The 7,244-nt window shown below is 41.8% G+C and carries 7 protein-coding genes and 1 pseudogene; 2 read left to right on the forward strand and 6 right to left on the reverse strand.

Going from position 1 to position 7,244, the window contains the following annotated elements; genetic code table 11:
• From AC5JM2_RS06275 to AC5JM2_RS06290, 4 genes and pseudogenes are all read right to left on the reverse strand, one after another.
• Positions 1-879 (reverse strand): annotated as a pseudogene (locus tag AC5JM2_RS06275) (hypothetical protein); the annotation flags it as partial.
• Positions 876-2,351 carry a hypothetical protein gene (locus AC5JM2_RS06280; RefSeq protein ID WP_495834045.1) on the reverse strand — a complete coding sequence of 492 codons (1,476 nt, stop codon included), beginning with the start codon at positions 2,349-2,351 and terminating at the stop codon, positions 876-878. The gene AC5JM2_RS06280 and the pseudogene AC5JM2_RS06275, both read right to left, overlap by 4 nt.
• Positions 2,338-3,279 (reverse strand): AAA family ATPase, encoded by a 942-nt coding sequence (locus AC5JM2_RS06285; RefSeq protein ID WP_495834046.1) that lies wholly within the window; start codon positions 3,277-3,279, stop codon positions 2,338-2,340. The genes AC5JM2_RS06280 and AC5JM2_RS06285 overlap by 14 nt, the downstream gene beginning before the upstream one ends.
• The gene (locus AC5JM2_RS06290) at positions 3,264-4,421 is read right to left on the reverse strand and encodes a hypothetical protein (protein WP_495834047.1); all 1,158 of its coding nucleotides are present in this window, start codon (positions 4,419-4,421) and stop codon (positions 3,264-3,266) included. The genes AC5JM2_RS06285 and AC5JM2_RS06290 overlap by 16 nt, the downstream gene beginning before the upstream one ends.
• Before the next feature lie 328 nt (positions 4,422-4,749).
• On the opposite strand from AC5JM2_RS06290, the gene AC5JM2_RS06295 reads away from it, so the two are divergent.
• Together AC5JM2_RS06295 and AC5JM2_RS06300 are read left to right on the forward strand one after the other, a co-directional pair.
• The gene (locus AC5JM2_RS06295; RefSeq protein ID WP_495834048.1) at positions 4,750-4,986 is read left to right on the forward strand and encodes a type II toxin-antitoxin system Phd/YefM family antitoxin; all 237 of its coding nucleotides are present in this window, start codon (positions 4,750-4,752) and stop codon (positions 4,984-4,986) included.
• Between the two features lie 17 nt (positions 4,987-5,003).
• Positions 5,004-5,087: a DUF433 domain-containing protein gene (locus AC5JM2_RS06300; protein WP_495834088.1), complete on the forward strand. Its 84-nt coding sequence runs from the start codon at positions 5,004-5,006 to the stop codon at positions 5,085-5,087.
• Here the strand turns inward: AC5JM2_RS06300 and AC5JM2_RS06305 are convergent.
• Entirely contained in the window at positions 5,082-5,468 is a 387-nt protein-coding gene (locus tag AC5JM2_RS06305) for a hypothetical protein (RefSeq protein ID WP_495834049.1), read from the reverse strand. The two genes, AC5JM2_RS06300 and AC5JM2_RS06305, sit on opposite strands and share 6 nt — an antisense overlap.
• 350 nt (positions 5,469-5,818) lie before the next feature.
• Positions 5,819-7,244, reverse strand: a 1,426-nt coding sequence (locus tag AC5JM2_RS06310) for an ABC transporter substrate-binding protein (protein WP_495834050.1), incomplete at its 5' end; no start/stop codon positions are given.

Raw genomic sequence — 7,244 nt, forward strand, 5'->3', positions numbered from 1 at the left:
GTCCGGATCTAACAGAGAGGTGCGGGAGATAATACTCCCCATCGACTCTAACAATACCACCAGAGTAGTTACCCCTACGCTTGTCCCCAGAAACTTAAGCAGGCTGAGCCAAGGGATGTTCAGCTGGAATCGTCTTTTAGTCCTAGGAATCTGTAACTGTTCCGGAATAGGCAAATCTACTCCAGCAACTTGTATAACGTTTGCTTCTTTTGGGACTTCTCTAAGTCGATCTATTGCATCTTTCAAATTGCCACGGGCAAACTTTTCCATCCCACGAGCATAAATCAGTAGCGGCTGAAATTCAGTCAATGGTTCAGCAAATGTTTCCGCTAATGAAGCCATCCGCACTAGTTCCGCTGTATCCTTCTGATCCAATTTCGAGAATGCTAATGCTAGTTCACGAGCAGCTTCATTAGGTTGCGTGTATGCTAGAGCTACCCACCGTTGAGCTTGGGCGAAGTCTTGAATATCGGGATCATCACTCAATAGCTGCTGCTGTACATACTCAAGTAAGAAGTCTGACAGTTCATTAATCCGCTGTTGACTAAACTTTTCATCTTGCTTCAATCGACTCAACAGCTCATTTCGCACTGCCAAATCCATTTCATAGAGTTCGTGCCCGACTTCATGACACAGGCTAGAAAGTAGCAAATCTGCTACAGCTATCCAAGGGATGTTTAGCACTTCACCGTGAATATCTCTTTGAAAGTTAGCCCATAAACGATATAACAACTCAGGTGTGAGTGATAAGGGAAAAGCAGCATGATATGCCAAATACAGGTGTGCTTTGGCAAAGCGTTTTTCAAAAGACTCTTTGGCAAAGCGTTTTTCAAAAGACTCAATGCGTCGCTTAGCAACTTCAGGTTTCATCTTACTCATTTTTTCCGCCCTTCAAAGTTCGTTGGGCGTCCGCGCAGCACGCTAATAGCATCCTGTACACCTGGGCGGCTGACTTCAAACATCGGTAATAGACCTGCAATTTCGCCAGCTGTTGTTTTGTTCCAGCGTGAGTGTGGCATAGGATTGAGCCAAGCAATGTAACGCACCTTCTGTTTTAGCTTGGTAAGAAATTCTTTGGTTAATTCGTAGCGCTCTTTGCTATAACCGCCACGGGCTGCACCAGCATCACTGAAAATCAACACAGCTGTCCTATTGGAACAAACATGAGTCACGATATCACTTATTAACTTCTCTTTTTGATGATTGAAGTCGTGGTAGAGATATTCGATGGGGCAATTATGAAAGTAGTAAATGTCTGCTTTACCCAAACGACCTCCACGCATGGCAGTTTCTGCTAACCGACGTGATAAAGTGTGAAAAGGCACCATTGAGCCATCTTGGTCAATGAGTAACAGCAAATCCGCTTGGTTTACCCGACGTGGAACTAACACAGGTTGGAGCAGTATACCTTGGCGTCCAATCTGGTTAACCGTTGCTTCCATATCTAACTCTGTTGGTTGTCCTTCGCGTACCGGGCGGCGCAAGTAGCGCCACACCTGTTTCATTTGCCGCTCGGTTATAGGAAAATATTCAGATGTCAGAAGAAAGCGACTGTGAAGAATTTCCTCATTTCTACTGGTAGTTTTTAACACTGCTTGTGCAACTTGCACTTCATCTTCTGTTTCCTGTGTCAATTTTGCAGGCAGAACGGAGGAAGACGGCGCACTTGAAGTTGCTTCTGGAAAATCTTTATCATTACCAACTTTTTGTTTAGAGAGCACCCGCTTATCTATCCACGTGTACAATTTATATACAAAAGCAGTCAAAGTTGTTCCAGTAACTAATACTAATACAATACTCAGAGTTATCTGGGCGATCGCACTCCAATTTATCTGGCTTTGGTTTTGATTAATCTTTGGAGTTTGATTTAGGTTTTGATTCGCTTTTGTATTTGGAGTTTGGTTGTTAGTTGATCCGGATGACCAAATTTGTATTTGCTCTACAATCTGCTGTATTAGATTTTTATTCAACTGAGTTTGATTTCTGTTCATGAAAAATCCAATACCCGAACTAATGATCCAAAATCCAATAATGAAAGCACCCGCCAGAGCTAAATAGTCAATAATGCGGTCAATTTTACGCTTTTCAATTGACTTTACCAATGTTTCCGAACTTGGCACAACAGCTTCAGTGCCGATCAATTGCTCAAACTGATACTCAAATATCCGCTTTTCCTCAGCAGATTTAACCCACAAAGTCTGACACAAACGCTTCAAAGCCCCTTTGTCAGTCATGCCAAAACCAACTTGCAAAGATTGCAAAACTAACTGATACTCGTCAATACCAAGTGGTAAGCCAGCTTCTCGTAGACGAGTGAAAAGTTCTTGGAGTGGCAATTCATTCACGTCCACGGCTTTGTCTCAAATGACGAATATGATCATCCCAACTTTTCAGCAAAACGCCAGCGAATGGCAGCTTACCATCCAATTTTGCCAAAACCTCATCTTGAGGAAAGCGACGCAGTACCTTAAACCAGTCAATCAATTCACTCGTACTCACTTTCTTGCCACCTTCCCCTTTATCTTCCCGCATTTCCTTGCGCAGCTCTGAGAAGCGATCCACAGCTTTCTCTACTAACGTTTTAGGTGAATCAGGAAAGTGGTTATTTACAATTTCTACTAATCTTTCGCGGCTGGGAAATTCTACGTAGTGAAACAAACACCGCCGCAAGAAAGCATCTGGTAAGTCTTTCTCATCATTGCTTGTGATAAAAACGATTGGCGGTGCTTTTGCCTGAACTTCTTGTCCCGTTTCCTCAACAATAAACCGTTGTTCATCGAGTTCTAATAACAAGTCGTTGGGAAAGTCAATGTCAGCTTTATCAATTTCGTCTATTAATACCACTGTCCGCTGTTCGTTTTGAAAAGCACTTCCCAATGGTCCCCACTTCACATAAGTAGCCGGATCACTAATGCGTGGGATATCCTCATCTTTGATAATACGACCAGTTGCAGCCAGTTGAGCATCGCGTAAGCGCGTGACTGCATCATAATTATAAAGACCATCCTTTGCGCGAGTGGTAGATTTGATGTACCAAGCTTCCAAACGCAAACCAAGTTCATAAGCCACAGCACGAGCCAATCTTGTTTTACCGCATCCCGGTTCCCCCTTGAGCAAAAGTGGTCGTTCGAGGTAAATTGCCAAGTTAACAGCTTCTATTAATTCCTCATTCGGCAAATAAGGATACAACAGATGTCCAGTTGCATCATCTGGTTTTCCCAATTTCGGCTGCACTTTGCCTGTGTACTCAAGTTGTTTGTTAGTCAAATCTTTAACCATCTTTCCCTTTCTTCATACCAATTGCAGCCGCACAAATCACATATTTCTGAAAACGCTCGTTCTGGAACTCCGTTATCACTCTTTTCCAAAATTTCTTTGACGAATTTGTCTATTTCATTTATGACTATGACTTCAAGAAGAGGTAATTTGCGGAACTCCATGTTAACTGTCCGAATCCACTCAGTGAGAATGCGATCGCCAAACGGATTAATGATTGGTAGTTTAATCGGAACTCTCGGTTCCCAAGTTGTTTCTAGTTCCTCCACAAAGATGGTATCCTGACAACCTACACAGCCTTCATAATCCACCAAAAACATCAGTAACTGGTATTTTGTTGGAGAGACAACCTCTCGTGCTTGACTCGCCAACGGTAACCAAAATTCGTCAAGTAATTCTTGCAAATACCCTTCTGGCATACAATCCACGCCATGAAAAACAAGGATGACATTCTGTGTCTTCCACCAGTGAAAAACTCGTTCAGCAATTTCTGTAGGTGAGTGTTGTCTTCCCAAGCCAACACGTCCGCCAAATTCACGCCACAAAGCAGAAATATCTCTTCTGCGTCCTATCCGATCAAGTTCAATCCGCACCATCTTGCCCATTGTACCAAAGCGGATATGCTGTGTAACTAATCGATTCAGTAACCAACGTTGTCCATGATCTAGCGAACCGTGGATAAGGAAAGCCCCTATTGACTGTGCTTTCAGAAATTTGAGAAATGAGCGCACTTGCTCCCGATAGCCTAATTTTAATAAAGCACGGTATAACTCTTCACTACAAGCTACTGAGTCTATATTTTCAATTTGCTGTATTATTTTATGGCGTTCACCCTCAGCTTCTTCAATCTGCTTGTGGAGACTGAAAAGAGCCACAGCGTCTATTGCTGTTACTTTCGCCGTTTTTAGAAACAGTATCTTTTCTTCTAGTAAGTCCAGTATTTTTTGTAGTTCTTCACTTTGGTTCATGTATATATTGAACAGAGGATGTGACTCCATTGCTTGTTCTGGAGGCTTCCAGTCGCTGCTCAAATTAAGTAGGTGGAAAAAAGTTTTGTGTGTCATTGCGAGCGTAACGAAGTGGAGCGAAGCAATCCCAAACGCCTGCGATTGCTTCACTTCGCTTCGCTCCGTTCGCAATGACATGGTTACGTTTATTTATTTTCACCCACTTATTTATAGCTACAACATCAAAACGCGCTGTTACAGATTCTTATCTAAAGAGTAAGGTTAGTAATGAGCGTGTGTGCTATGAGCCATTGCTCTATGACGACAAAATTCTGGAAATGCAAGATTTGCTATCCTCACATCGAAATAAATCAGTTGTAATGATTAATCCGGCTAATAAAGATGACTAGCACCCCAGATGTCATCTCTATTTAGTATTATTTTATAATTTATTCTAACCTAAGCATTTTTATGGTTTATAGTAACCCGTCACCTGCAAAGTTTATAGACTTAGTTTACAAGCATTATGGAAACAGTCAATATCCACCAAGCTAAAACCAATCTCTCACGGCTTTTGTCGCGGGTAGAACTTGGAGAAGAAATCATTATTTCAAACCGAGGCGTTGCGATCGCCAAACTGATTCCGTTTCGCTCCTCATCCAATCGACGGAGTAGTTTAGGACAGGATCGAGGACGTTTCGTAGTGCCAGAAGACTTCAATGCTTCGTTACCGGAAGATATCCTAAAAGCATTTGACGACTAAAATCAGCCGCTGCCGATATTTTTAGCTGGCTGGCGGCTGTCATGTCTCATGATGAAATTTTAGAAAACTTTCCTGAATTAACAGAAGAAGATATCCTATGAATCATTCGTATTTTTCAGAAATTCTTCTGCTTGCTGCCTTGCGAATTCAAATTCTTCTTTGCTGCTGGCTTCCAAACTGATTTCTCTACCATCTGGTGCTTTGACTGTCAGCTTAATCGACTTGTCACCGAGGCGATCGCCCAAAAATCCCAGCAATTTCTTCAAATTGGCAACACTCACTTCAGCCTGCAACATCCCCACCAGAAAACCTGCAAATGCCTTTGAGCCACGTGGTGTTTCTGTAACTCCTACAAGACTGGCTTGTTCAACTTCATCTCTGTCTTTCACCTCTTGCAACAGATTTCGCGTTTGCTCTTCTCTCTCCTCTGCATCTAGGTTTGGTTCATTAAGAGCGATAGTCAATTTAATGTTCTCAGACATTTTTTACCTCTTCAAGATGTTTAGTGTTAATTATTTGTTTGAATTTTATCTCTAGCTAAGTTTTCCCAGCATCTTTGTTGATAAGTGAGATGACTCTGATAATTATTACCCAATTTGTAATAGCTGCAATTCCATTTGACTTATGCAGTCCATGTAATGTTCTTCTTAAGGGTCACTATCTCATGCTTATTTCTCATGGGCAATAAGCATGAGAAAATAATTGTCTTCTTGAAAATCGCTTTGTTTTAACGTTTCAAGATAACCCAAAGAAAAATTCATCCTCTATAGACTTCACAACTAAAAATATGGATTTCGTCAAATATTATTTATATTTACAAAACTTTATTATTTTACTTAGGGTTAGGTAACCACACAAATTCATAGTCATTACTGCCAGACTTTTGTTGAACTTTAACTAAGAAAATGGGATTGTCGATGCGATCGCCTGATGATGAAAACTGAATTTTTCCCGTAGCACCATTTACTGAAAAATTTGGACTGTGCAGCACCTGTTGCAATTCATCGCGAGTGTTGCTTTGCTGCAGACCAGCAATAATAGCCTTAGTTGCATCATAAGCCGTTGCCGTTCGCCAATTCACAATTCCACCCCAAAATTTCTGAGATTTTTGCCTGAAAGGATTACCGGGAAGTACCTGAGGATGCCAAGGTGCAGCGAGTACCATGCCATTGATATCGGCTTTCCCAACCTGGAAGGTTTCTGATGTGTAAAGCGTGGGACTGCTAAATAGTGCTAACCGTCCTTTATTAGCTTGTGCCACGGCTAGACCTTGCTTAATTCTGTCTATGTAGAGACCTAATACCAACGCATCTGCGCCATTGCTGATAGCTTGAGAAATGACTGCATTAGGGTTGAAGTTTGAAGCGGAAACATCGCAATTTGTGGAATTAATTGTGCCACCAGCAGCTTTGATCGCTTTGACAAACTCATCCTTAAACGATTGATTATCAATTGCTTTGGAATCAACACAGATAAAAAAATTTGTTTTGCCAGCCGCCTTAATAGCGTAACGAGAGAGACCATCTGCCATTAAGCTAACATTGGGAACTGTGCGAAAGATATAGTTGCCAATTCCAGTGAGGTTTTGGGCAAAACTAGTGGGAGACATCATCACTAACCCGTCTCTTTGATACGCTGGGGCTGCAGAGAGGGAAGCATTACTAGCATTGTGTCCCACTACAGCTAAAATACTAGCATCTTTAACAAACTGAGTGGCAAGCTGTACAGCTTCGCTTGAATCATTATCATCATTAGCGATCGCTACCTGCAATAGCTTGCCATTAATGCCGCCATTGCTATTCACCTCATCTTGAGCTTGAGCCACACCGCGCAGTATCTCTTTTGCTATGTTCTGAGTGCTACCAATAGGAACACTTACGGCAATTTTGAGGGGATTACCCTTCTTAAGCGCTTGAGCATTGTTCAAGTAAATTAATGCTTCTGGATCAAGACGGCACGTTTGCCGATACAATGTGAATTTCTCGATAGCAGTCTGAAAATCGTTGTTGGCAAATGCCTGAATTCCAGCTTGTTTATCAGAATTTGTGTCTCCCTTTAGTAAAATTTCTTCACCCAAACTAATCTTTAACCCTCTTTCTGGTTGTGTATTATTTTGACAAGATGCAACGGCTGTTGTTGGAGGTTGATTTAATTTGGGGCTAAACCAAACGCCTGCTCCAAAGCAACTGACTGCTCCAATGAACAATCCCATAAATAAGAGAAAATTTTTCTTTCTGGAGGGGTGAGGAGTTGGATTC

Source organism: Brasilonema angustatum (assembly GCF_059505445.1).